Consider the following 23521-nt stretch of genomic DNA (forward strand, 5'->3'; position numbering starts at 1 on the left):
TGTTCGTTCTGCTGCGCCGCCATCTGATCGCGCAGCAGATGCGCGACGGCCGGCCGCGTCCGGCCTGGCCCTATGCGCTCGTTCTGATCGCCGCGGCGCCGGCACTGGTGTCGTGGCTGACGGGCGTGTCCTGGACCATCGCCTGGCCGGAACTGCGCGGCTTCAACTTCGTCGGCGGCCTGACGCTGGCGCCGGAATATTTTGCGCTGCTGATCGCGCTCGTGACCTATACCTCGGCCTTCATCGCCGAGATCGTGCGCAGCGGCATTCAGTCCGTTCCGCGGGGACAATGGGACGCCGCCAACGCGCTCGGCCTGCGCCGCAGCTTCCTGCTGCGGCAGATCATCCTGCCGCAGGCGCTGCGCGTGATCGTGCCACCGATGACCAGCCAGTATCTCAACCTGACCAAGAACTCCTCGCTGGCGGTCGCGATCGGCTACCAGGACGTGGTCTCGATCGCCAACACCACGCTCAACCAGACCGGCCAGGCGATCGAGGCGATCGCGCTGATCATGGCGGTGTTCCTCACCATCAGCCTGAGCATCAGCCTGTTCATGAACTGGTTCAACGCGCGCATCGCGCTGGTGGAGCGCTGAGCATGACCGCGGTGACAGACATGCCGGAGCTTCCGCGCGCGCCGCGTGCGCGATCGGGCAGGGGGCCGTCCAACCCGGTGCTGCGCTGGCTGCGCGAGAACCTGTTCTCGTCGATCCCGAACGGCATCCTCTCGGTCGTGCTGCTGGCCGTGCTGGCGAAGGGCGTGGTCTCCTTCGTGCAGTGGGGCGTCGCCAACGCGGTCTGGCTCACGCCCGCCAACGATTCCGCCGCCTGCCGCGCGGCACGCGGGCTCGGCGCCTGCTGGGCCGTGATCCCCGAGAAATACCGCTTCATCCTGTTCGGCACCTATCCGTTCGACCAGCAATGGCGGCCAGCGCTCGCGATCCTGATCTTCATCGCGCTGTTCTACGTCTCGACCCGCCGCGCCTGGTGGCGGCGCGAACTGGTCTATGTCTGGATCGCAGCACTCGCGCTGATCAGCATCCTGATGTGGGGCGGCGTGCTCGGGCTTCCCTTCGTCGAGCAGGACCGCTGGGGCGGCTTGCCGGTGACGCTGATCCTGGCGACGTTCGGCCTCGCGTTCGGCTTCCCGCTCGGCATCCTGGTCGCGCTGGGGCGGCGGTCCAAGCTGCCGGCGATCCGATCGCTCTGCGTGCTCTATGTCGAATTGATCCGCGGCGTGCCGCTGGTCAGCCTGCTGTTCATGGCGAGCGTGATGTTTCCGCTGTTCATGCCGAGCGGCTTCAACATCGACAAGCTCTTGCGCGCGCAGATCGCGATCGTGCTGTTCGCCGGCGCCTATCTCGCCGAGGTGATCCGCGGCGGACTGCAGGCGGTGCCGCGCGGGCAATACGAGGCCGCCGACGCGCTCGGCCTGTCCTACTGGCGCAAGCAGCGCCTGATCGTCCTGCCGCAGGCCATCCGCCACGTCATCCCGCCGCTGGTCAACACCTTCATCGCCTTCTTCAAGGACACCAGCCTCGTCCTCATCATCGGCATCTTCGACCTGCTCACCACCGCCAAGACCGCGATCATCGATCCGGCCTGGCAGCAGTTTTCGGTCGAGGTCTACATCTTCGTGGCCGCGATCTATTTCGTCTTCTGCTTCGCGATGTCGCGCTACAGCCGCAGCCTGGAGGCGACCCGCGCGAGGTGACGATCCTTCGCCTCTCCCCGCTTGCGGGGAGACGCCGACACGCGAAGCGTGGCGGGTGAGGGGGAGCCTCAGCGAGTTCAACTCGCATCGAACCTGTGGAAGCAGCCCCTCACCCCAACCCTCTTCCCGTAAGAACGGGGCGAGGGGGCGCGTCGAGCGAGCGGCGCGTACCTTCTCTCTACTTCTTCACCCGCGGGTCGATCGGCGTCGTGCCGCGCACGCCCAGAATGTCCTCCAGCACTTTGGCGCCCGCGAGCAATTGCGCGTCGCCGCGCGGAGCGGCGATCATCTGCAGGCCGACCGGCAGGCCGTTCGCCGTGAAGCCGCACGGCAAGGACAGCGCCGGGCAGCACACCAGCGTGATCGCGTAGACGATGCCGAGCCACAGCACGTAGTTTTCGAAGGTCTTGCCGTCGCACTCGGCGACGTAGCGGTGCTCGATCGGGAACGGCGGCACGATGGTCGCAGGCGCGAGCAGGAGATCGTAGGTCCTGAAGAACTCGACGGTGCGGGCGGTCATCGCCACCCGCTGCGCCTCGGCGCGCGCGATCTGGTCGACGGTGAGCTTCAGCCCTTCCTCGATGTTCCAGATCACCTCGGGCTTGAGCAGCTCGCGTTTGGTGCGGAGCAGCTCGGCCTTGCTCATGGCGAAATCGAGCGCGCGCAGCACGTGGAAGCATTCGTGCGCCTCGCGCAGATCCGGATGCGCCTCCTCCACGATCACGCCGTCCTCCGCGAAGCGCTCGGCGGCCTTGCGCGTCACGGCCCTGACCTCGGGATCGACGGGGGTGATACCGAGATCGGGCGAATAGGCGACACGCTTCGGCTTGCTGCCCGCACGCACCGCCGACAGGAAGGAGACGGGCGGCGAGGGCAGCGAGAGCGGATCGGCGGGATGTTCGCCGCTCATGGCGTCGAGCAGCAGCGCGACGTCCTCGACGTTGCGCGCCATCGGTCCCTGCTGGCCGAGATTGCGGTCGATGGCCACCGCCGGGCTGTGGGCGACGCGGCCGATGCTCGGCCGCAGGCCGACGATGCCGCAGAAGCTCGCGGGATTGCGCAGCGAGCCGCCCATGTCGGAGCCGTGCGCGAGCCAGGCCATGCCGGACGCGAGCGCGGCCGCCGCGCCGCCGGACGAGCCGGCCGCGGAGCGCGAGGTGTTCCAGGGATTGAGGGTTGCGCCGAACACCTCGTTGAAGGTGTTGGCGCCGGCGCCGAACTCCGGCGTGTTCGACTTGGCATAGACCACGGCGCCGTTGCGCTCGAGCTGCTCGACCAGGATGTCGGACTTTTTCGAGACATTGTCCTTGAAGATCGGCGAGCCCTGCGTGTTGAGCACGCCCTCGACGTCGGTCAGGTCCTTGATCGGCATCGGCATGCCGGCGAGCAGGCCGCGCTCGGCCACGGGCTTGCCCATCAGCGCCCTGGCGTTCCTGCGCGCGCGGTCGAAGCACAGCGTCGGCAGCGCGTTCACCTTGCCGTCGACCTCCTTGATGCGCGTCTCCAGCACGTCGAGCAGATCGAGCGGGGTCACTTCGCCGGATCTGAGCTTGTCGACGACGGTGCAGGCGGTTTGCCGGATCAGGTCCTGGTTGGACAAGTGTGATGCTCCCTATGTTCGTTCTTGGTCTCGTCATTGCGAGCGAAGCGAAGCAATCCAGAAACGCTTCCACAGCTGAGAGCATGGATTGCTTCGTCGCTTCGCTCCTCACAATGACCGAGCATGAGCTGCGCGTCGAGCGAACTATCCCCACCCCGCGCTGATGCCGCCGTCGACGGTGAAGATCACACCCGAGGTGTAGCCCGAGCGGTCCGAGGCGAGGAACGCCATGAGATCGCCGATCTCGCGGGCATGCGCGGGACGGCCGAGCGGCAGGCCCTTCTGGAATTCCCTGTAGCGGTTTTCGTCACCGAACTGGTTCTTGGCGCGGGTCTTGAGCAGGGTGACGTGGCGGTCGGTGCCGACCGGACCCGGATTGATGCCGACCACGCGGATGTTGTCGGCGAGGCTCTTCGAGCCCAGCGCGCGGGTGAAGGCCATCAGCGCCGCGTTGCCGGCACTGCCGCAGATATAGTTGGCGTCGAACTTTTCGCCGGCTGCGCCGATGTCGTTGACGATCACGCCACCGCCGCGCGCTTTCATCTGCGCATAGACCGCGCGCGTCAGGTTGACATAGCCGAACACCTTCAAGTCCCAGGCGTGGCGCCAGGCCGCCTCGTCGATCCTGTCGATGGAACCGCCGGGGATGTCGCCGGCATTGTTGACGAGGATGTCGATGTCGGCCGCCTCCTTCGCGAGCCTTGCGACATCCTCGCTCTTGCGCAGGTCGACCACGCAGGCGGCGGCGTCGATCTGGTGCGCGGAGCGCAGCCGTTCGGCCAGCGCCTTGAGCTGATCGCCGCCGCGGGCCGCCAGCAGGAGATCGCAGCCTTCCTCGGCAAAGACCTCGGCGGCGGCGGCGCCAATGCCCTTGGAGGCGCCGGTAACGAGCACGCGCTTGCCGCGCAGATGCAGATCCATCGAAATGTCTCGCTGGTCGGACAGGCAGGATGAGATCAGTAGGCGGCGAACACCGCCTCGGTCAACATTGCAGTGCAGCGTTGCACAGCCGGCCGGTTTGGTTCATTGCAGGGCGATGCGGCAGGCCTCACGGCCGGACCGCTCTGACAAGCAGGAATTTCTCGATGAGCAAGAAGCAATACCGGATCGCGGTCATTCCCGGCGACGGCATCGGCAAGGAAGTGATGCCGGAGGGCCTGCGCGTGCTGGAGGCGGCGGCGAAGAAGCACGGGGTCGCCGTGCATTTCGACCATTTCGACTTCTCGTCCTGGGACTATTACGAGAAGCACGGCCAGATGATGCCGGACGACTGGAAGGAGAAGATCGGCAGGCACGACGCGATCTATTTCGGCGCGGTCGGCTGGCCGGCGAAGATTCCGGATCACGTCTCGCTGTGGGGCTCGCTGATCAAGTTCCGCCGCGAGTTCGACCAGTACGTGAACCTGCGCCCGGTGCGGCTGATGCCGGGCGTGCCGTCGCCGCTGGCGAACCGCAAGCCCGGCGACATCGATTTCTGGGTGGTGCGCGAGAACACCGAGGGCGAATATTCATCCGTCGGCGGGCGCATGTTCCCGGACACCGATCGCGAGTTCGTCACCCAGCAGACGGTGATGACGCGGATCGGCGTCGACCGCATCCTGAAGTTCGCCTTCGAGCTCGCGCAGTCGCGGCCGAAGAAGCACCTGACCTCGGCGACGAAGTCGAACGGCATCTCCATCACCATGCCCTATTGGGACGAGCGCGTGGAGGCGATGGCGAAGACGTATCCGGGCGTGAAGTGGGACAAGTACCACATCGACATCCTGACCGCGAACTTCGTGCTGCATCCGGACTGGTTCGACGTCGTGGTCGGCTCGAACCTGTTCGGCGACATCCTGTCCGATCTCGGCCCGGCCTGTACCGGCACCATCGGCATTGCGCCGTCGGGCAACATCAACCCCGAGCGCAATTTCCCCTCGGTGTTCGAGCCGGTGCATGGCTCTGCGCCCGATATCGCGGGGCAGGGCATCGCCAACCCGATCGGCATGATCTGGTCGGGCGCGATGATGCTCGAGCATCTCGGCGAGAAGGAAGCGGGCCGATCGATCGTCGATGCGATCGAGCGCACGCTCGGCGAACGCACGCTGCGCACAAGGGATCTCGGCGGCAACGCCGACACCACCGCCTGCGGCAAGGCGGTCGCGGAGATGGTGGATTAGCCGCGGAGACGGTGGATTAGAGCTGCGCTGGCGCAAAGCTCCCTGGTGTCGTCCCCGCGAAGGCGGGGACCCATAACCCCAAGGCGCAGTTGTGGTGTGAGCTTGCAACCACGAATCTTCGCCAAACTACACCCTGTGGGTATGGGTCCCGGATCGGCGCTCGCTCCGCTCGCTTGTCCGGGACGACAGAGAACGTCATCCCGCCGCAATCCGTCTGCAGTGCTGCCATGCCGCCTCGATCAAATTCTCGCTCGCCTCGGGGGTGCGGAAGGCGGAATGCGCGGACAGCGTGACGTTCGGCAATTTCGTCAGCTCGTGATCCCTCGGCAGCGGCTCGATGTTGAAGACGTCGAGGCCGGCGTGGCGGATGTGGCCCGATTTCAGCGCGTCGATCATCGCGGCCTCGTCGACGATGGCGCCGCGGGCGGTGTTGATGAGGATGACGCCCGGCTTCATCCTCGCGATCTTCTCGCCGGTGATCATGCCGCGGGTCTCGTCGTTGAGCAGCAGATGAATCGACACCACGTCGCTCTTTGCAAGCAGAGTGTCGAGGTCGACGAATTGCACGCCTGGATGCTGCTTCGGCGAACGGTTCCAGGCGATCACCTTCATACCGCTGCCCGAGGCGATGCGCGCGACCTCCGCGGCGATGCCGCCGAAGCCGATCAGGCCGAGCGTCTTGCCGGTGAGCTGCATGCCGTCCTCACGCAGCCAGTTGCCGGCGCGCATCTCGCGGTCCATCTGCGCGATCACGCGCGCCGACGACCACATCAGCGCGATCGCGGCTTCCGCCACCGCGGTGTCGCCATAGCCCTTGATCAGGTGCACGGAGATGCCGAGCTCGGCCAGTTCCTCCGGGTTCATGTAGCTGCGCGCACCGGTGCCGAGGAACACCACGTGCTTCAGCCCCGTGCATTTCTTCGCGACCGCGGTCGGCAGCGCGGTGTGGTCGACGATCGCGATCTCGGCGCCGTCGAGCACGGCCGGGTACTGCTCTGGCTTGATGTCGGGGTCACGATGGATCCGCACCCTGGGATCGCCCGGCTTCTCCAGCCGCTCCATGATGACGGCAAGGGCCTCGTTGGCGTCGGCGAAGACTCCGCGCATGACGATTCTCCGGGACGATCAGGACGCGATGCCGGCCAGCGCCAGCACGGTGTGCATCAGCACGTTGGTGCCGGCGGCGCAGTCGGTCTGGGTCGCATCCTCCAGCTCGTTGTGGCTGATGCCGTCCTTGCAGGGCACGAACACCATCGCCGCCGGCATCACGGTGTTGAGGTTGCAGGCGTCGTGCCCGGCGCCGGAGGTGATTCGGCGGTTGGAATAGCCGAGCATCCGCGCCGCGTTCTCCACCGCCGCGATCAGCTTCGGATCGAAATGCGTCGGCGGCTTGCGCCAGACCAGGTCGAGCTTCACCTCGACCTTGCGCCGCGCGGCGATCTCGGCGATGGCCGCACGGAGGTCGCGATCCAGCGCATCCAGGATGGCGTCGTCCGCGCTGCGGGTGTCGACCGTGAAGGCGATTTCGCCGGGGATGACGTTGCGGGAGGGATTTGCGATCACGGCCTCGCCGACGGTGCCGACCGCCTTCGGCCCGTGCTTCTTCGCGATCGCCTCCATCGCGAGCACGATCTCCGACAGCGTTGCCAGCGCGTCGCGGCGTAGCGGCATCGGGGTCGAGCCGGCGTGGCTCTCGAAGCCGGTGATATGGCCGTCGTACCACAGCACGCCCTGGCCGGAATCAACCACGCCGATGGTCTTCTCCTCGGCTTCCAGGATCGGTCCCTGCTCGATGTGCAGCTCGACGAAGCAGCCGAGTTTCTGGAAGCCGACCGGCCTGTCGCCGCGATAGCCGATGGTATCGAGCGCCTGTCCGACCGTCGTGCCGTCCGCGTCCTTGCGCGACAGGATATCGTCGGTGGTGAAATCGCCGACATAGGCGGCAGACGCCATCATGGCCGGCGCGAAGCGCGAGCCTTCCTCGTTGGTCCAGTTGACGACGCAGATCGGCGCCTCGGTCTCGATGCCGGCGTCGTTCAGCGTGCGGATCACCTCCAGCGCGCCGAGCGTGCCCAAAATGCCGTCATACTTGCCGCCGGTTGGCTGGGTGTCGAGATGCGAGCCGATGCCGACCGGCGGCTTCGACATGTCACGTCCCCGGCGCAATCCGAACATCGAGCCGAGCGTGTCGACATGCACTTCGAGGCCGGCGCCCTCGCAAGCCCGGCGGAACCAGTCGCGCACCTGCTTGTCCTCGCTGCTCAGCGTCAGCCGCCGCACGCCGCCCTTCGGCGTCGCGCCGAATTTCGCGGTCTCATGGATGGAGCCCCAGAGGCGGGCGGAATCGATCTGCAGGTTGGTGGCGGCTCGGCTCATGCGTTCATCCCACTCGGCTGTCCTTCCGGGTTCTCGCTTCGAGAGGTGCGGAATGACGTCAATTCTTGGCCTCCGTTCAATGACGCGCCGCCACGGCGGCGTCAACCGCGAGCCTGCAATGCGCGATCGTCGCGCAGTTGACGATGGGGAATGGACTTTATGGCTTGTCTGGTGTTGGCTGGTCCCGTCGAGACCGGAGGCAATGCGATCACATGACCGTTTTGGTGGCAGCGCAGCAAGCTGGAACAACCGGGATACTCCCCAGCCTTCAGGCCCGTCTGGCCTGCCGCAACGGCATGGCCTCGTCCACGGCCGGCGTCGCACCCGGCTTCGTGCAGGGCAACCTCGCCATCATCCCCGCAAAGTACGCCGGCGACTTTCACCGCTTCTGCCAGCTCAATCCAAAACCGTGCCCGATCATCGGCATGTCCGACGTCGGCAATCCGCGTATCCCGGCGCTCGGCGCCGATCTCGACATCCGCACCGATGTGCCGCGCTACCGGGTCTGGCGCGACGGCGAGGTGGTGGACGAGCCGACCGACGTCATGAAGCATTGGCGCGACGACCTCGTCACCTTCGTGCTCGGCTGCTCGTTCTCGTTCGAGGAGGCGCTGCTCGACGAGGGCATGCCGATCCGCCACATCGAGTGCAACGTGCGCGTGCCGATGTACCGCACCAACATCGCCTGCAGCCCGGCGGGACCGTTCGCCGGACCCATGGTGGTGTCGATGCGCCCGTTCGAGCCGGCGGACGCGATCCGCGCGGTGCAGATCACCTCGCGCTATCCGGCGGTGCACGGCGCGCCGGTCCATCTCGGCCATCCGAACCTGATCGGCATCAAGGATATCGCGAAGCCCGACTACGGCGATCCCGTGCCGGTCGCGGACGACGAGATCCCGGTGTTCTGGGCCTGCGGCGTCACGCCACAATCGGTCATCAACGCTGCGAAGCTGCCGTTCGCGATCACGCATTCACCCGGCCTGATGCTGGTGACGGACCTGAAGAACAGAAGCATGGCGGTGATTTAGCGGGCCGCTAGCGATGCCCGCCATGCTCCGGCGGCGTCAGCCCGAACGCCTTCACGAGGTCCGCGACCTGCTCGGGCGTGAGATAGCGCGGGTTCATCCCGCGCAGCAGCAGGTAGAGCTTTGCCGTCTCTTCCAGCTCTTCGGTCGCGAAGACCGCGGCCTCGAGCGTGTCGCCCGCGACCACCGGGCCGTGATTGGCGAGCAACACCGATGAATATCGGCCGGCGAGTCCCTTGATCGCGTCGGCGACGGCGGGGTCGCCGGGGCGAAAGTAGGGCACGAGCGCGGTCGGCGCGCATTTCATCAGATAGTAGGCCGTCATCGGTGGCAGCGCGGCGCGCGGGTCGATTTCCGGCAGCATGGAGAGGGCGACCGAATGGGTGGAGTGCAGGTGCACGACGGCGCGCGCCGCCTCCCGCGTCTCGTAGAGCGCGGTGTGCAGCGGCACCTCCTTGGTCGGGGCGTCGCCGGAGAGCAGCTTTCCCCGCCCATTCAGCCGTGACAGCCGTGACGGATCGAGGAAGCCGAGCGAGGCATTGGTCGGCGTCACCAGCCACCCGCCGTCGTCGAGCCTGACGCTGATATTGCCGGAGGAGCCCGGCGTCAGCCCGCGCTCGAACAGCGAGCGTCCGAAGCGGCAGATGTCCTCGCGAAGCCGTGTCTCGCTGCTCATGGAAGCATGCCCGTCCTGCCTCGTTGTCTCATGCTTTGGCAGCGCGGCCAAGCCGTGATATGCGGTTCGGCGCGCCGCTCCACGAGAGGCGGCGCGAGGGAACGCTTCCAGGGGAAATAGCCGCATGTCCAACTCGCAACAGCAGCGTATCGCCGTCGTCGGGCTCGGCTCGATGGGATTCGGCATGGCGACCTCGCTGAAGCGCAGGGGATTTGCCGTGACGGGCTGCGACGTCTCGGCGGACGCGGTCGCGCGCTTCGTCAAGGACGGCGGCGCGGGCGCCGGAACGCCGGCGGAAGCGGCGAAGAGCGCCGACATCGTCGTCAGCGTCGTCGTCAACGCCGTGCAGACCGAGATCATCCTGTTCGGCAAGGATGGCGCCGCCGAGACCATGCCCGCGGGCAGCGTCTTCGTGTCCTCCGCCACCATGGATCCCGACGTCGCGCGGCGGCTCGCAAAACGACTGGAGGCGACCGGCCGGCACTATCTGGACGCGCCGATCTCCGGCGGCGCGCAGCGTGCGGCGCAGGGCGAACTGACGATTCTCGCCTCCGGCAGTCCCGCGGCCTTCACGCGAGCGCGTCCCGCGCTCGACGCGATGGCCGCAAAGCTCTACGAGCTCGGCGATGCGGCGGGCCAGGGCGCCGCGTTCAAGATGATCAACCAGCTGCTCGCGGGCGTCCACATCGCCGCGGCGTCCGAGGCGATCGCCTTTGCCGCCAAGCAGGGCCTCGACATCCGCAAGGTCTACGAGGTGATCACGGCCTCGGCTGGCAATTCCTGGATGTTCGAGAACCGCATGCCGCACGTGCTCGACGGCGACTACACGCCGCGTAGCGCGGTCGAGATCTTCGTCAAGGACCTCGGCATCATCCAGGACATGGCGCGGACCGCAAGGTTCCCGGTGCCGGTCGCCGCCGCCGCGCTGCAGATGTTCCTGATGACGGCCGGAGCCGGCATGGGCCGCGACGACGACGCGTCGGTCGCGCGCGTGTATGCGCGCGTCACCGGAACGAAGCTGCCCGGCGAGAACTGAGGGGACGTCCGCATGCCGCGTTTTGCCGCCAATCTCTCGATGATGTTCACCGAGGTGCCGTTCCTCGACCGGTTCGACGCCGCGGCCAAGGCCGGCTTCACCGCGGTCGAGTTCCTGTTTCCCTACGAGCACCCGGCCGAGGAGGTCGGCGCGCGGCTGAAGCGCAACGGCCTGATGCAGGCGCTGTTCAACCTGCCGCCCGGCGACTGGAACGCCGGCGAGAAGGGGTTCGCGGCGCTGCCCGACCGCTTCGCCGATCTCGAGCAGAGCCTGCACACCGCGCTTCCTTACGCCAAGGCGACCGGCGTCAAGCGCCTGCATCTCATGGCCGGGATCGCCGACCGCAGCGATCGTCTCGCGGTCGAGGCGTTCTACAAGTCGGTCGCGTGGGCGGCGGAGTTCTTCGCGCCGCACGGCCTCGACGTCGTGATCGAGCCGATCAATCCGCGCAACGTGCCCGGCTACTTCCTCAACGACTTTCTCTTCGCGCGCGATCTCATCGACGAGCTGAAGATCGCGAATTTGAAGCTGCAGTTCGACGTCTATCACTGCCAGATCATCCATGGCGACGTCACGATGCGGCTGCGCGAGATGATGCCGATCATCGGCCACATCCAGATCGCCAGCATCCCTTCGCGCAACGAGCCCGACGGCGAGGAGCTCAACTATCCCTTCCTGTTCACTGAGCTCGACCGGCTCGGCTATTCCGGCTTCGTCGGCTGCGAATACAATCCGCGTGGCAGGACCGAGGACGGCCTCGGCTGGTTCAAGCCCTATGCCGGAGTAAAGCCGTGACGCCGTCAGTGGAGCTGTCTCTTGGCTGCATCGCCGACGACTATACCGGCGCCTCCGATCTCGCCAACACGCTGACGCGAGCGGGCCTGCGCACGGTGCAGACCATCGGTGTGCCCGCGGACGACCTGGCGCTGCCCGAGGTCGATGCCGTCGTCGTTTCCTTGAAGAGCCGATCGATCGAGGCGGGGCTTGCGGTGACGCGCTCGCGCGCCGCCGAAAAATGGCTGCGCGGCCGCGGCGCCTCGCACGTGCTGTTCAAGATCTGCTCGACCTTCGATTCCACCGATGCAGGCAATATCGGTCCGGTGATGGACGCGCTGCGCGCCGATTGCGGCGAGGCGGTCGTGCTGGTGACGCCCGCCTTTCCCGAAACGGGACGCACCGTCTACCAGGGCAACCTGTTCGTCGGCTCGGTGCCGCTCAACGAGAGCCCGCTCAAGGACCATCCGCTCAACCCGATGCATGATTCGAACCTGGTGCGCGTGCTGGCGCACCAGAGCAAGACGCAGGTCGGCCTCGTCGATCTCGCCGCCGTGGCGCGCGGCGCGGACGCGGTGCGCGCGCGGCTCGCCGATCTCGCGGCCAAGGGCATTGGCGCGGCGATCGTCGATGCCGTGTTCGATTCCGATCTCGAGACCATCGGCCGGGTTGCCGCCGCACACCGGCTTTCGGTCGGCGCCTCCGGCATCGGCCTTGGCCTCGCACGCGCGCAGGTCGCTGCGCGCGAGACCAGGCCGAATGCCGCCGACGCCGGTGCGCCGGTCGGCGGTCCTGCGGCGTGTCTCGCCGGAAGCTGCTCGCAGGCGACGCTGCAGCAGATTGCGAACGCGGAAAAGATCATGCCGGTGCTGCATCTCGATCCCGAGCGTATCGTCACCGGCAAGGACGAGGCGAAGCGCGCGCTGGACTGGGCGGGACCGCGTCTCGCCGACGGCCCGGTGCTGATCGCCTCGAGCGCGACGCCGGAGGCGGTCGCTGCCGTGCAGGCGCGGCACGGCCGCGAGGCTGCCGGCCACGCCATCGAGCAGGCAATGGCCGACATCGCCGAGGGGCTTGTGCGATCGGGTGTGCGGCGGCTGATCGTCGCCGGCGGCGAGACGTCGGGCGCGGTGGTCGATCGTTTGCAGATTCCCGGCTTCCTCGTCGGCGCGGAGATCGCAGCCGGGGTGCCGGTGTTGCGCGCGGTCGGCGCCCGCGAAGGTGACATGCTGATTGCGTTGAAATCCGGCAATTTCGGCGGACCGCAGTTCTTCGCTGACGCGCTTGGCCTCATGCGCTGAGCGCAGACGACGTCGCCGCCCGTCCTTCGCGGGCTCGACGACGTCGATCCCCGTATTTGTACGGTCGGGCGGCTTCATCGAGCGTTTAAACTATTCGCCAAATATGCGAGCCGACGGCGCAACGAAGCGACGGCAATCTTGACATGAAACGACGTCAGATTGCGAAGACCGGGATAGCCTCTTGATCTTCCTCCTTCGGGATCGGTGCCGGTGAGAAAGAGGCGAACGTGAATTTGAGAATTGGAACGGTCCTTCCCCTGATCGTCTCGGCGCTCGCCCTGATGGGCATCGCCACCGCCTCCTATACGTCCTTCGAAGCTTACCGTGACCGGCAGGAGGCAGTCGCCTTCGTCGACCTCAACGGCATTTCGCGGCTGCTGCTGCACAGCGCCGGACAATGGGCCATCGAACGGGGAATGACCAATACCGCGCTGAAATCGCCGGAGGTCGTCCCACCCGAGCGCCGCGCCGAGATCGTCAAGCAGCGTTCGGGCCCGGATCAGGCATTTCGGGAAGCTGCCCAGCGCCTGCACGGCGTGAGCGCGATGCAGGCGGCCGGACAGCGGATCGCCGACGCCGAGCGCGCCTTCCAGGCGTTCGAGGCGTTTCGCGGAAGGGTGGACGCAAATCTCACGAAGCCTGCGGCGGACCGCGAGGCAGAGGTGGTCAACGGATTTGTGCCCGCCATCACCGATCTCATCGACGTCGCCGCCAGCAGATTGCGCCTGACGCTCGAGACATTGACCAATACGCCCTCGACGGCTCTGACGCGCTTGGTCGGACTTCGGCATCTGACTGCGGAGATGGCCGAAAATGCCGGCCGCGAGCGCGCCTTCGTCGGCGGCGTCATCAGCTCGCGCGCCAAGCTCACCTCGGAAGGCATCGGCCGGATTGCCGGCTTCCGCGGCCATGTCGAGCTCGCCTGGGCGACCATCGCGCCGATTGCCGAGCGTGGCGACGTTCCGGCCAAGGTTGCCGAGGCCGTCACGGGCGTCGAGCAGGACTATTTCCGGACCTATGGCGCGGTCCGCGACGGCGTGCTCGCGGCTGGCGCTAGCGGCGACTACAAGATGAGCGGCAGCGAGTTCGTGGCCAGCGCCACGACCGCGATCAACGCGATCCTGCGTCTGGCCGACGCCATCGGCGCCGCCGCGGATCAGGAAGCGACCGATCAGGCCGCGAGGAGCACGACCAACCTGGTCGTCGCCGGCCTCATCCTGCTCGCCAGCATCGCGCTCGCCTCGCTCAGCTTCTGGGTCGCGTTCTCGCGGATCCTGCGTCCGCTGCACGCGCTGACCGGCGCCATGGGCGAGCTGGCCGAGGGCAATTTCTCCATCGTTCTCCCCGGCCTCGACCGCAAGGATGAAGTCGGCGAGATGGCGCACGCCGTCGAGCGATTCAAGGTCAAGGCCGAGCAGAAGGCCCGCGACGAGGCCGAGGCCAAGATCAGGCAGGACCGGATCGCCGCCGAGCAGCGCAAGGCCGACATGCACGGGCTTGCGGGGCGGTTCGAGGCCGCGATCGGCGAGATCGTCGATACCGTCTCCTCGGCCTCGACCGAACTCGAGGCGTCTGCCAGCACGTTGAACACGACTGCGGCGCACGCCCGGGAGCTGTGCGTGACGGTCGCCGCGGCGTCGGAGGAAGCCTCGACCAACGTGCAGTCGGTCGCCTCCGCGACCGAGGAGTTGTCGTCCTCGGTCAACGAGATCGGCCGCCGGGTGCAGGATTCGGCGCGGATCGCCAATGAGGCGGTCGACCAGGCGGGACGGACCAACGATCGCATCGGCGAGCTCTCGCAGGCAGCGGCGCGGATCGGCGACGTCATCGAGCTGATCGACACGATTGCAGCACAGACCAATCTGCTGGCGCTCAATGCGACCATCGAGGCGGCGCGGGCGGGCGAGGCCGGCCGCGGCTTTGCGGTCGTCGCCTCCGAGGTGAAGGCGCTCGCGGAGCAGACCGCGAAAGCGACCGGGGAGATCGGCCAGCAGATCACGGGCATCCAGTCGGCCACCCGGGAGTCGGTCGGCGCGATCCGCGAGATCAGCGGCACGATCGCCCGATTGTCCGAGATCGCGTCCGCGATTGCGGCGGCGGTCGAGGAGCAGGGCGCGGCGACCCAGGAGATCGCCCGCAACGTGCAGCAGGCCGCCCAGGGCACCCAGAGCGTCTCCGCCAATGTCGGCGACGTCGAGCGCGGCGCCTCGGAGACCGGCGAGGCCTCCGCCCAGGTGCTCTCCGCCGCGCAGATGCTGTCGCGCGATTCAAACCGCCTCAAGCTCGAGGTCGACAGGTTCCTCAACTCGGTGCGCGCCGCCTGACGGCGCGTGCGGCATGGCGGGATCATCGTTTTGCAGTGCGGTAGCGCGGAAGTGAAGGCCAGGCGCCGGCCTGCGTTGGCGTTTTTCCGGGTGCTCGGGTAAAGGGGAAACAAGGGATCCCCGCGGGGGCGGATTCCGTGCTCAGGCCCGATCTGGAATGCCCGGCGAATGATAGCTCTGGTCCGTATCGCCCTGAGCCGGCCGTATACGTTCGTCGTGCTCGCGCTCCTGCTTCTGATCATCGGGCCGCTCGCCGCGCTGCGGACTCCGACCGACATCTTTCCCGACATCCGCATTCCCGTGATCGGCGTGGTCTGGCAGTACACCGGCCTGCCGCCGGACCAGATGGCCGGCCGCATCACGACGCCATTCCAGCGCGCGCTGACCACGACGGTCAACGACATCGAGCACATCGTCGCCAATTCCTACAACGGCTTCGGCATCGTCAAGATCTTCTTCCAGCCGAACGTCGACATCCGCACCGCCAACGCGCAGGTGACCGCGATCTCGCAGACGCTGATCAAGGCGATGCCGCCGGGCGCGACGCCGCCCCTGATCCTGAACTACAGCGCCTCCACCGTGCCGATCATCCAGGTGGCGCTGTCGGGCGACGGACTGACCGAGCAGAATCTCGCCGACATCGGCATCAACCAGCTCCGCACGCCGCTGGTCACGGTGCCGGGCGCCGCCATTCCCTATCCGTTCGGCGGCAAGATGCGCCAGGTGCAGATCGACCTCGACCCGAGCGCGCTGCAGGCCCGCGGGCTGTCGGGCCAGGACGTCGCCAACGCGCTCGCGGCACAGAACCTGATCACGCCGGTCGGCACCCAGAAGATCGGCGAGTTCGAATACAACATCCAGCTCAACAACTCGCCGCTGAAGATGGAGGAGCTCGGCGACCTCCCGATCAAGGCCGTGAACGGCGCCATGGTCTACGTCCGCGACGTCGCCTCCGTCCGCGACGGCAATCCGCCGCAGACCAACATCGTGCACGTCAACGGCAACCGCTCGGTGCTGATGATGGTGCTGAAGGCGGGCTACATCTCCACGCTCGACATCATCGCCGGCATCAAGCAGAAGGTGATCGACGTCAAGGACCAGCTCCCCGATGCGCTCAGGATCGGCTTCGTCGGCGACCAGTCGGTGTTCGTCCGCAGCGCGATTTCGGGCGTGGCCTTCGAGGGCATCACCGCGGCACTGCTCACCAGCGTCATGATCCTGCTGTTCCTCGGCAGCTGGCGTTCGACCGTCATCATCGCGGTCTCGATCCCGCTGTCGGTACTCGGTGCCATCGTCATGCTGGCGGCGATCGGCGAGACGCTGAACATCATGACGCTCGGCGGCCTCGCGCTCGCGGTCGGCATCCTCGTCGACGACGCCACCGTGACGATCGAGAACATCAACTGGCACCTCGAGCACGGCAAGGACGTCGAACCCGCGATCATGGACGGTGCGCGCCAGATCGTGACGCCGGCCTTCGTCTCGCTGCTCTGCATCTGCATCGTGTTCGTGCCGATGTTCTTCCTCACCGGCGTGGCGCGCTTCCTGTTCGTGCCGATGGCGGAAGCGGTGATGTTCGCCATGATATGGTCGTTCATCTTGTCGCGCACGCTGGTGCCGACCATGGCGAAATACCTGTTGAAGCCGCATGTCGATCGCGAGGGCGGGCCGCCGGCCTCGCGCAATCCTCTTGTCTGGTTCCAGCGCGGCTTCGAGGCGCGCTTCGAGCGGGTGCGCGCCGGCTATCGCGGCCTGCTGTCGCTCGCGCTGGCGCACCGCGCCGTCTTCGTCGCCGGCTTCCTGGGCGCGATCGGATTGTCGTTCCTGCTGGTGCCGTATCTCGGCCGAAACTTCTTCCCCGCGGTCGATTCCGGTTCGATCCTGATGCATGTCCGCACCCAGGTCGGCACCCGCGTCGAGGAGAGCGCCAACCAGTTCGCCGAGGTGCAGAAGGCGATCCGCAAGGTGATCCCGCCGGGCGAGATCGAAACGCTCACCGACAACATCGGCATGCCGATCTCCGGCATCAACATGACCTACAACAACACCGGCGTGATCGGCCCGGCGGACGGCGACATCCAGATCAAGCTCAGGGAAGGCCATCGCCCGACCGACGAGTATGTGAAGGCCTTGCGCGAGCAGTTGCCGGCGGCGTTCCCCGGCATGACGTTTGCGTTCCTGCCGGCCGACATCGTCAGCCAGATCCTCAATTTCGGCGCGCCGGCGCCGATCGACCTGCAGATCCGCGGCGCCAATCTGGAGGCCAACTTCGCCTATGCGAACAAGCTGCTGGCCCGCATCCGCCGAATTCCCGGCGTGGCGGACGCGCGCATCCAGCAATCGCCGAGCAGCCCGACCTTCAACATCGACGTCGACCGCACCCGCGCGCAATATGTCGGCTTGACCGAGCGCGACGTCACCAACAGCCTGGTCGTCAATCTCGCCGGCAGCGCTCAGGTCGCGCCGACCTACTACCTCAACCCCGACAACGGCGTGTCCTATTCCATCGTGATGCAGACGCCGCAGTTCAAGGTGGATTCGCTGAGTGCGCTGCAGACGTTGCCGATGACGGCGGCTGCGACCTCGACCCCGCCGATCCTCGGCGGCATCGCCGACATCAAGCGCTCGACCTCCAGCGCCGTGGTCTCGCAATACGACATCCAGCCGATGGTGCAGATCTTCGCCACCACGCAGGGGCGCGATCTCGGCGGTGTCGCCGCCGAGATCCGCGCCGCCATCGCGGACACTGCGCAGGACGTGCCGAAGGGCTCGTCCGTCGTGCTGCTCGGCCAGGTGCAGACCATGAACAGCGCGTTTGCGGGCCTGCTGTTCGGCCTGCTCGCCGCGGTCGTGCTGATCTATCTCCTGATCGTGGTCAACTTCCAGTCCTGGTCGGACCCGTTCGTGATCATCACCGCGCTGCCGGCCGCGCTCGCCGGCATCGTCTGGATGCTGTTTTCGACCCACACCACGCTGTCGGTGCCGGCGCTGACCGGTGCGATCATGTGCATGGGGGTCGCGACCGCCAACAGCGTGCTGGTCATCAGCTTCGCGCGCGAGCGCTACGAGGTCACGGGCGATCCTTTGGCGGCCGCGATCGAGGCCGGCTTCGTCCGCTTCCGTCCGGTGCTGATGACGGCGCTGGCGATGATCATCGGCATGGCGCCGATGGCGCTGGGGTTCGGCGAAGGCGGCGAGCAGAACGCCCCGCTCGGCCGTGCCGTGGTCGGCGGGCTCGTATTCGCCACCTTTGCCACATTGATGTTCGTGCCCGTGGTTTTTAGCATGGTCCACAAGAAGCAAGGCGCCAAGGCCGCCGCAGCAACGGAGCTGTCACATGCCCACTGAACAGGCCGCACCGGTGTCGCGCCGGAAGCTTGCCGTCGTTGGGCTGTTGGCGGGCGCCGCCGCGGTGCTGGTGGTGATATCAGGCATCCGCGCGCGCGAGGACAACGCTGCGAAGCTGCGCGAATGGACCGACCGCCAGGCGATCCCGACGGTTGCCGTGGTCAATCCCGACGCCAAGGTGATGAACCCGACCGTCGACCTGCCGGGTCGTCTGGAAGCCTATTCGCGCGCGCCGATCTTCGCCCGCGTCTCCGGCTATTTGAAGAGCTGGAGTGCCGACATCGGCGCCAGGGTCAAGGCCGGGCAGGTGATCGCCGAGATCGAGGCGCCGGACCTCGACCAGCAGCTGCTGCAGGCGCGCGCCGATCTTGCGAGCCAGGAAGCGAGTGCGAAGCTCTCCGAGGCGACGCTGACCCGGCGCAAGTCGCTGGTTGCCTCCAACTTCGTCTCCGCCCAGGAGATCGACGAGCGCACCGCCGACCTCTCCAACAAGAAGGCGGCGGTCAAGGCCGGCCAGGCCAACGTCGAGCGGCTGGAGGCGCTCGCCGGCTACAAGAACATCACGGCCCCCTTCGACGGCATCGTCACCGCGCGCGACACCGACGTCGGCGCACTGATCAATGCCGGGGGCGGCAGCGGGCCGGCGATGTTCGTGGTCTCCGACGTCACCAGGCTGCGCGTCTACGTCAACGTGCCGCAGAGCTATGTCCCGGCGATCAAGATCGGAGCCAAGGCCGTGATATCGGTACCGGAATATCCGACGCGGACGTTCCCGGCGACGGTGGAGGCCTCCTCGCAGTCCGTCGACGTCTCCTCGGGCACCACGCGCATGCAGCTCGGTCTGGACAACGCCGGCGGCGAATTGATGCCCGGCGGCTATGCCGGCGTGAAGCTGACGTTGCAGCGCGACGACGCGCCGCTGCACATCCCCGCGAGCGCGCTGATCTTCAACCGCAGCGGCCTGCGGGTCGCAACCGTCGGGCCGGACGACAAGGTGCTGTTCAAGACCGTGACCATCGCCCGCGATCTCGGCCGCGAGATCGAGCTATCCTCGGGCCTCACCGCGAACGACCGCGTCATCGTCGCGCCGCCGGACGGCCTCGCCGACGGCGATCGGGTCCGCATCACCGGTGGGGCCGCGAAGGGCAACCCGGAAAAGGTGACGGAAAAGCAGGACGTGAAGGGGTAGGGGGCGGGAGTTACGCCACCCGCCACTCCGGCACGCCGTCGGTGGCCATCGTGATGTCCCCGGTCGAGCCCACCGGCGTGCGGTCCATGTCGAGAAGATGCGCCAGCGTCTTCTCTTCGCTCGCCGGGATCCGCCCCAACGTCCGCTTGTCGCCCTCCGTGCGCAGCATGACGACGCCGTGCTCGACCTCGCCATTGCGGCCATAGATCACCGTGAAGCTCTCGACCTTGCCCTTGCCGGTGGCCTCCGTGAGGAACTCGGGCACCGCACGCTTGCTGCGATCCGCCACGGCCTGCACGCTCGTCTCCTGCGACAGCAGTTCGCGCGGCGGCGTCCGCGACACCATCAGCGCGTGATGCTTGGTCACGAAACCGCCCTGGCCGTAGAGCAGGCCGAGCCTTGCGCCACTGCGCAGGCGGCGCACCATCGCACAGGCCGCGTGCGTCATGTAGGTGTTGAGCGGCGCGCCGAAGAAGGTGAGGCCGCCGGTCACGGTCGGCTGCACGTCGGCGCCTAAGCCGAGCGTCCGCCGCGCCATCTTTGGCACGCAGGGAAAGCAGCTATAGAGCTCGATGGCGTCGAATCTCCTGCCGTCGCCGCCGGCGAGATCCATCACGGCGCGCAGCACCGCGTTCTGCGGATGGCTCTCGTAGAACTGGTCGCGCAGGAGATAGTCGCGCGGCTCCTCCGCCGAGGCGCCGCCGAGCGGATAGATCAGCCGATCCTCGGAGATGCCGGCCGCTCGCGCCTTGGCCAGACTCGTGAGCAGCAGCGCGCCGCCCATGTTGACCATGGGATTGGCGACCTGCAGCTTGGTATAGGGCCAGGCGATCAGCCGGTTGTCGGCGGTCGGCGTCGTGATCTCCTCGGACGTGAAACGGCGCTTCAGCCAGGCATTGGGATTTTGCGCGGCGGCGTCCGAATAACGCGCCCACAGCATGCCGGATTCGGCCATCGCCTCGCGCGGGGTCTGGCCCCACTGCGCCGACGAGGCGGCCTCGTAGAAGGGATAGACGGTGACGGGGCGGAACACGCCGAGCTTGACGGCGAGGGGTTTTTGGAACGCCGCGCCGCGCTTCGGCTCCTCGACGTCGTGGGCGAAGGGCGTCCACGGCAATTTCACGCCGGCGCGTTCGGCCTTGGTCGCGGTCGACTGCGCCTCCGCGCCGCAGACGGCTGCGACCGTGCACTCGCCGCGCGCGATGCGCAGTGCAGCCTCATGCAGATAGCGGATCGGACTCTCGCCGCCGACCGGGCCGTAGTAGCAGTGCGATGGCTGAATGCCGAGCCGCTGCGCCAAGAGCTTCTCCGGATCGCGATAGCGCCAGCTCAGGAAGCTGACCACGTCGAGCGACTGCACCCCGCCGAGCAGTTTCGCCCCGGCATCCGCTTCCGCGCGCCGCAGCGCCTGTTCCAGCAGGTCGAGCGGCTCGATGCCGTCTGCGATCTCCTTCGGTCGATCGACGATCTCGCCGACGCCGACGATGACGGGAATGCGGTCCGGGGGGATGCTGGTCGCTGGCATGATTTTCTAATCAATTCCTGCAATGTCGGTTGTCTTGTCATTGCGAGCGAAGCGAAGCAATCCAGAATCGTTCCGCGGAGGCAGTCTGGATTGCTTCGCTTCGCTCGCAATGACGATGTGGAAGCTACTCCGCGACGAGCGCGTTCATGTGCTCGACGGCCTCTACGAAATCTTCCTTGAATTCCTGCACCACGGCGCCCGCCGATTTCACGCTGTCGACCAGGCCGACGCCCTGGCCGACGAAATAGCTGACGAGGTCGCGGGCCTTGGCATTGCCGGCGGCCGCCGCGCGGTCGATCGAGTTGAAGGCGTCGCGGCTGATGATGCTCTGCAGCGGCATCGGCAGCGAGCCCGGGCTCTCCGGCGCGCGGTCCCAGGCATCGGTCCAGACCGAGCGGAGCTGGCGGGCCGGCTTGCCGGTGCGGCCCCTGGAGCGCACCGCGTCGCGCGCGGACGCCGCGATCATCTTTTCGCGGAAGGTTTCGGTGGTCTCGGACTCGACGGTGGCGAGCCACACCGAGCCGGTCCAGGCGCCGGCCGCGCCCATCGCCATGCAGGCCGCCATCTGACTGCCCGTCATGATGCCGCCGGCCGCCAGCACCGGCACGTCGCGGATCGGCTTGATCGCCTTGATCACCTCCGGCACCAGCACCATGGTCGAGACCTCGCCGCAATGGCCGCCGGCCTCGGTGCCCTGCGCGACCAGGATGTCGACGCCGGCAGCGACCGTGCGGATCGCATGCTCCTTGGCGCCGACCAGCGCCGCCACCGGCACGCCGTGCTTCCTGCCCATCTCGATCATCTGCTTCGGCGGCACACCGAGCGCGTTCGCGATCAGGCGGATCGGGTGGCGGAACGCGACCTCCAGCATTTCCAGCGCGGTCCTGGCGTCGAACGGCTGCGGCTGGTTGTCGGCCACGCTCGTGGTGGTGAGCTCGATGTCGTATTTCTTCAGCAGATCGCGAGTGTAGTCGCGGTGCGCCTGCGGCACGCGCGCCTCCAGGCTCTTCCAGGTGACGTTCTTCTCGCCGGCGGTCGAGATATTTTCAGGGATCAGCACGTCGATGCCATAGGGCTTGCCGTCGACGTGGTCGTCGATCCATTTCAGCTCGCGCTCCACGGTTTCCGGCGTGTGCACGGTCGCGCCCAGTACGCCAAATCCGCCGGCGCGACTGACGGCGGCGACGACGTCGCGGCAATGGCTGAAGGCGAACAGCGGGAATTCGATCCCCAGCATGTCGCAAATCGGCGATTTCATGTATTTCTCCCGGCGGCAGTCTTTGCGCTGCTGTTCTTGCTTGGATCGGCGAATGCGCAAATCGACGCTAGCCCATCGCATCATCCCATCCAAGCCGGATTTCCATGCGCTTCTTGCGTGCAGATGCCGGCCTGAGGCAGAGGCATTCCGCTGCGCAAAATAATCAGAGGACATTGCGCTTTCGCAAGACCGATAGAATGCGGTCCGGCCATCAAGACAAGAAGCGAAGGGAGCGAAATGATGGGCAAAAGCCGTTGCCAATCCCGCATTCGATGCTAGCTAACATTTCGCGCAACATCGCGCTGGAGCCTCTTGCATGACCGACGCCCCTTACGAGCCGCCAAAAGTCTGGACCTGGAACAAGGAGAGCGGCGGGCGCTTTGCCAGCATCAATCGTCCCATCGCCGGCGCCACCCACGACAAGGAGCTGCCGGTCGGCCGCCACCCGCTGCAGCTCTATTCGCTGGCGACGCCCAACGGCGTCAAGGCCACGGTGATGCTCGAGGAACTGCTGGCGCTCGGTCACAAGGGCGCCGAATACGACGCCTGGCTGATCAACATCAACAAGGGCGAGCAGTTCGGCAGCGGCTTTGTCGCGATCAACCCGAATTCAAAAATTCCGGCGCTGATGGATCGCTCCGGCCCCGAGCCGATTCGGGTGTTCGAATCCGCCTCGATCCTGTTCTACCTCGCCGAAAAGTTCGACGCCTTCCTGCCAAAGGACGTCAAGACCCGCACGGAGTGCATGTCCTGGCTGTTCTGGCAGATGGGCAGCGCGCCCTATCTTGGCGGCGGATTCGGCCATTTTTACGCCTATGCGCCGAGCAAGATGGAGTATCCGATCGACCGCTTTGCGATGGAAACGAAGCGCCAGCTCGACGTGCTCGACCGGCGGCTTGCCGAAAGCGCGCATCTCGCAGGTGATGCGTACACGATCGCCGACATCGCGGTGTGGCCCTGGTACGGCGCGCTCGCCAAGGGGCTGCTCTACGGCGCCGGCGAATTCCTCTCGGTGCAGGACTACAAGAACGTGCAGCGATGGACCAACGAGATCGCCAGGCGGCCCGCCGTGAAGCGCGGCCGCATGGTCAACCGCACCTGGGGTGACCCCGCAAGCCAGCTGCACGAGCGCCACGAGGCGACTGACTTCGAGACGAAGACGCAGGACAAGATCGCGGAGAAGATGGCGACGTAGCGAGTCCCGGGTTGCAGAGCC

Annotated in this window: 17 protein-coding genes and 1 pseudogene; 11 read left to right on the forward strand and 7 right to left on the reverse strand. The window is 66.8% G+C overall.

From position 1 onward, the window contains the following. Both KGM94_RS07735 and KGM94_RS07740 read left to right on the forward strand, forming a co-directional pair. On the forward strand, positions 1–596 hold a 596-nt coding region (locus KGM94_RS07735; protein ID WP_300256551.1), incomplete at its 5' end, for an ABC transporter permease subunit. Between the two features lie 2 nt (positions 597–598). Beyond that, positions 599–1714 carry an amino acid ABC transporter permease gene (locus KGM94_RS07740; protein ID WP_300256553.1) on the forward strand — a complete coding sequence of 372 codons (1116 nt, stop codon included), beginning with the start codon at positions 599–601 and terminating at the stop codon, positions 1712–1714. 178 nt (positions 1715–1892) lie between these two features. Here the strand turns inward: KGM94_RS07740 and KGM94_RS07745 are convergent, their stop codons facing one another. Beyond that, positions 1893–3314 carry an amidase family protein gene (locus KGM94_RS07745; protein WP_300256555.1) on the reverse strand — a complete coding sequence of 474 codons (1422 nt, stop codon included), beginning with the start codon at positions 3312–3314 and terminating at the stop codon, positions 1893–1895. A 144-nt stretch (positions 3315–3458) separates the two neighbouring features. After that, the gene (locus tag KGM94_RS07750; RefSeq protein WP_300256557.1) at positions 3459–4235 is read right to left on the reverse strand and encodes an SDR family oxidoreductase; all 777 of its coding nucleotides are present in this window, start codon (positions 4233–4235) and stop codon (positions 3459–3461) included. A gap of 164 nt (positions 4236–4399) precedes the next feature. Here KGM94_RS07750 and KGM94_RS07755 point away from each other — a divergent pair, with 164 nt between their 5' ends. Continuing rightward, positions 4400–5473: a tartrate dehydrogenase gene (locus KGM94_RS07755; protein ID WP_300256558.1), complete on the forward strand. Its 1074-nt coding sequence runs from the start codon at positions 4400–4402 to the stop codon at positions 5471–5473. A gap of 195 nt (positions 5474–5668) precedes the next feature. Here the strand turns inward: KGM94_RS07755 and KGM94_RS07760 are convergent, their stop codons facing one another. Next, a complete protein-coding gene (locus tag KGM94_RS07760) occupies positions 5669–6580 on the reverse strand; it encodes an NAD(P)-dependent oxidoreductase (protein WP_300256559.1) in 912 nt (303 codons plus the stop codon). Between the two features lie 18 nt (positions 6581–6598). Continuing rightward, on the reverse strand, positions 6599–7849 hold the full coding sequence (locus tag KGM94_RS07765; protein ID WP_300256561.1) for a Zn-dependent hydrolase: 1251 nt from the start codon (positions 7847–7849) through the stop codon (positions 6599–6601). A 212-nt stretch (positions 7850–8061) separates the two neighbouring features. On the opposite strand from KGM94_RS07765, the gene KGM94_RS07770 reads away from it, so the two are divergent. Next, a complete protein-coding gene (locus tag KGM94_RS07770; protein ID WP_300256563.1) occupies positions 8062–8877 on the forward strand; it encodes a putative hydro-lyase in 816 nt (271 codons plus the stop codon). A 7-nt stretch (positions 8878–8884) separates the two neighbouring features. Here the strand turns inward: KGM94_RS07770 and KGM94_RS07775 are convergent, their stop codons facing one another. Continuing rightward, on the reverse strand, positions 8885–9550 hold the full coding sequence (locus KGM94_RS07775; protein ID WP_300256564.1) for an aldolase: 666 nt from the start codon (positions 9548–9550) through the stop codon (positions 8885–8887). A gap of 106 nt (positions 9551–9656) precedes the next feature. On the opposite strand from KGM94_RS07775, the pseudogene ltnD reads away from it, so the two are divergent. The 6 genes and pseudogenes from ltnD to KGM94_RS07805 all read left to right on the forward strand — a co-directional run. After that, positions 9657–10586, forward strand: a pseudogene (gene ltnD, locus KGM94_RS07780) (L-threonate dehydrogenase); the annotation flags it as partial. Between the two features lie 12 nt (positions 10587–10598). Continuing rightward, a complete protein-coding gene (otnI, locus tag KGM94_RS07785) occupies positions 10599–11381 on the forward strand; it encodes a 2-oxo-tetronate isomerase (RefSeq protein WP_300256568.1) in 783 nt (260 codons plus the stop codon). A gap of 8 nt (positions 11382–11389) precedes the next feature. Next, on the forward strand, positions 11390–12661 hold the full coding sequence (gene otnK, locus KGM94_RS07790) for a 3-oxo-tetronate kinase (protein ID WP_300256593.1): 1272 nt from the start codon (positions 11390–11392) through the stop codon (positions 12659–12661). A 227-nt stretch (positions 12662–12888) separates the two neighbouring features. Further along, positions 12889–14985 (forward strand): methyl-accepting chemotaxis protein, encoded by a 2097-nt coding sequence (locus tag KGM94_RS07795; protein WP_300256569.1) that lies wholly within the window; start codon positions 12889–12891, stop codon positions 14983–14985. Between the two features lie 168 nt (positions 14986–15153). Next, positions 15154–18333 (forward strand): efflux RND transporter permease subunit, encoded by a 3180-nt coding sequence (locus tag KGM94_RS07800; protein ID WP_300256571.1) that lies wholly within the window; start codon positions 15154–15156, stop codon positions 18331–18333. Continuing rightward, on the forward strand, positions 18323–19522 hold the full coding sequence (locus tag KGM94_RS07805) for an efflux RND transporter periplasmic adaptor subunit (protein ID WP_300256573.1): 1200 nt from the start codon (positions 18323–18325) through the stop codon (positions 19520–19522). The genes KGM94_RS07800 and KGM94_RS07805 overlap by 11 nt, the downstream gene beginning before the upstream one ends. A gap of 10 nt (positions 19523–19532) precedes the next feature. Here KGM94_RS07805 and KGM94_RS07810 read toward each other — a convergent pair whose 3' ends face one another. Both KGM94_RS07810 and KGM94_RS07815 read right to left on the reverse strand, forming a co-directional pair. Continuing rightward, positions 19533–21047: an acetyl-CoA acetyltransferase gene (locus KGM94_RS07810; protein ID WP_300256574.1), complete on the reverse strand. Its 1515-nt coding sequence runs from the start codon at positions 21045–21047 to the stop codon at positions 19533–19535. 124 nt (positions 21048–21171) lie between these two features. Beyond that, positions 21172–22305 (reverse strand): nitronate monooxygenase, encoded by a 1134-nt coding sequence (locus KGM94_RS07815; RefSeq protein ID WP_300256576.1) that lies wholly within the window; start codon positions 22303–22305, stop codon positions 21172–21174. 316 nt (positions 22306–22621) lie between these two features. Here KGM94_RS07815 and yghU point away from each other — a divergent pair, with 316 nt between their 5' ends. Further along, the gene (gene yghU, locus KGM94_RS07820) at positions 22622–23500 is read left to right on the forward strand and encodes a glutathione-dependent disulfide-bond oxidoreductase (RefSeq protein ID WP_300256579.1); all 879 of its coding nucleotides are present in this window, start codon (positions 22622–22624) and stop codon (positions 23498–23500) included. Positions 23501–23521: the final 21 nt, after the last annotated feature.

The organism is Bradyrhizobium sp., from assembly GCF_028868675.1.
GTDB lineage: Bacteria > Pseudomonadota > Alphaproteobacteria > Rhizobiales > Xanthobacteraceae > Bradyrhizobium.

Excerpts from the sequence above, each read along its gene's own strand:
- KGM94_RS07765 (WP_300256561.1), bottom strand. The coding sequence starts at position 7,849 with ATGAGCCGAGCCGCCACCAACCTGCAGATCGATTCCGCCCGCCTCTGG.
- yghU (WP_300256579.1), top strand. The coding sequence starts at position 22,622 with ATGACCGACGCCCCTTACGAGCCGCCAAAAGTCTGGACCTGGAACAAG.
- KGM94_RS07760 (WP_300256559.1), bottom strand. The coding sequence starts at position 6,580 with ATGCGCGGAGTCTTCGCCGACGCCAACGAGGCCCTTGCCGTCATCATG.
- KGM94_RS07800 (WP_300256571.1), top strand. The coding sequence starts at position 15,154 with ATGATAGCTCTGGTCCGTATCGCCCTGAGCCGGCCGTATACGTTCGTC.
- KGM94_RS07770 (WP_300256563.1), top strand. The coding sequence starts at position 8,062 with ATGACCGTTTTGGTGGCAGCGCAGCAAGCTGGAACAACCGGGATACTC.
- KGM94_RS07805 (WP_300256573.1), top strand. The coding sequence starts at position 18,323 with ATGCCCACTGAACAGGCCGCACCGGTGTCGCGCCGGAAGCTTGCCGTC.
- KGM94_RS07755 (WP_300256558.1), top strand. The coding sequence starts at position 4,400 with ATGAGCAAGAAGCAATACCGGATCGCGGTCATTCCCGGCGACGGCATC.
- KGM94_RS07810 (WP_300256574.1), bottom strand. The coding sequence starts at position 21,047 with ATGCCAGCGACCAGCATCCCCCCGGACCGCATTCCCGTCATCGTCGGC.
- KGM94_RS07750 (WP_300256557.1), bottom strand. The coding sequence starts at position 4,235 with ATGGATCTGCATCTGCGCGGCAAGCGCGTGCTCGTTACCGGCGCCTCC.
- KGM94_RS07740 (WP_300256553.1), top strand. The coding sequence starts at position 599 with ATGACCGCGGTGACAGACATGCCGGAGCTTCCGCGCGCGCCGCGTGCG.
- otnI (WP_300256568.1), top strand. The coding sequence starts at position 10,599 with ATGCCGCGTTTTGCCGCCAATCTCTCGATGATGTTCACCGAGGTGCCG.
- KGM94_RS07815 (WP_300256576.1), bottom strand. The coding sequence starts at position 22,305 with ATGAAATCGCCGATTTGCGACATGCTGGGGATCGAATTCCCGCTGTTC.
- KGM94_RS07775 (WP_300256564.1), bottom strand. The coding sequence starts at position 9,550 with ATGAGCAGCGAGACACGGCTTCGCGAGGACATCTGCCGCTTCGGACGC.